The following is a 1207-nucleotide window of genomic DNA, read 5'->3' on the forward strand; positions in this document are numbered from 1 at the left end:
TAGGGATGCTCTGCACTGGCCCTGATTCTGAAATCAGCCGATGTGCATGAGCAGGAATTCGGAAAAGCCGCCGTCATTGAGAACGCCGTCTGGCTTCCGAAGTGCCTGGAAATAGCGGTTTTCCGCCCTTCTTCGCTTATCCGGCGGTACATGGACGCACCTCTCCCGTTGGCATCAATCGATGCCGTGCCTGAAACAGGTTCGCCAGCGCGAACAGCGTGACGAGTTGCGCGGTGTTCTTCTTCAAGCCGCGATAGCGCGTCTTCAAAAAACCGAACTGGCGTTTGATGATGCGGAACGGATGCTCGACCTTGGCGCGGATGCTGGCCTTGGCATGCTCGATCTTTTCGAGAAGCCGGCCCAGCCGTGTGTCGGGCAGCGCCTTGCGTTTCCCGGGCTTCATCGCCACGTGCCAGGTCACCGCCTTGTCGCGATTCTCGGCACGCTTGGCGACGCCCTGATAGCCGGCATCGCCGAACACGTCTACCTCTTCTCCGTGCAGGCACGCATGCGCCTGGGTCACGTCGTTGACGTTGGCCGGCGTGGTCACGACGGTGTGCGTCAGGCCCGATTCGGCATCGACGCCGATGTGCGCCTTCATGCCGAAATACCACTGGTTGCCCTTCTTCGTTTGGTGCATCTCCGGATCGCGCTCGCGATCCTGATTCTTCGTCGAGCTCGGCGCGTTGATCAGCGTGGCATCGACGATCGTGCCTTGGCGCAGCAGCAGCCCGCGCTCGCTCAGCAGAGCGTTGACCTCGGCCAGCAGACGATCCGCCAGACCGTGCTGCTCCAGCCGATGCCGAAAGCGCAGGATCGAACTCTCGTCCGGAATCAGGTCATTGCCGGCGTCCAGCCGCGCGAACGCGCGCAGTGCCGGAATATCGTGCAGCGCTTCTTCCATCCCCGGATCGGACAAAGCAAACCACTGCTGCATGAAGTGAATCCGCAGCATCGTCTCCGCCGGAAATGATGCCCGGCCGCCGCGCGCGCCCAGCTTCGGCTGTACCGTATCGACCAGTGCGATCAGCCGAGCCCACGGCATCACCGCGTCCATCTCCGTCAGAAACCGTTGCCGCTTCGTCGCCTTCGGCCGACGCTCGTATCCACTCTCGGCAAGACTGCGTTGCTTCATCGTCGACCGTCGCTCATGCTTCAATTCAATGAAGCCTATTGTCGTGGATTAGGGAGGCTGTGCAGAGCATCC

Annotated in this window: 1 protein-coding gene; it reads right to left on the reverse strand. The window is 61.4% G+C overall.

What is annotated here, in order from left to right:
• Window positions 1-136: 136 nt before the first annotated feature.
• On the reverse strand, window positions 137-1135 hold the full coding sequence (locus BRO63_RS04985; RefSeq protein WP_088138684.1) for an IS5 family transposase: 999 nt from the start codon (window positions 1133-1135) through the stop codon (window positions 137-139).
• Between the last annotated feature and the right edge of the window lie 72 nt (window positions 1136-1207).

The sequence above is a fragment of the Achromobacter xylosoxidans genome, from assembly GCF_002192695.1.
GTDB lineage: Bacteria > Pseudomonadota > Gammaproteobacteria > Burkholderiales > Burkholderiaceae_B > Achromobacter > Achromobacter xylosoxidans_C.

Excerpts from the sequence above, each read along its gene's own strand:
- BRO63_RS04985 (WP_088138684.1), bottom strand. The coding sequence starts at position 1,135 with ATGAAGCAACGCAGTCTTGCCGAGAGTGGATACGAGCGTCGGCCGAAG.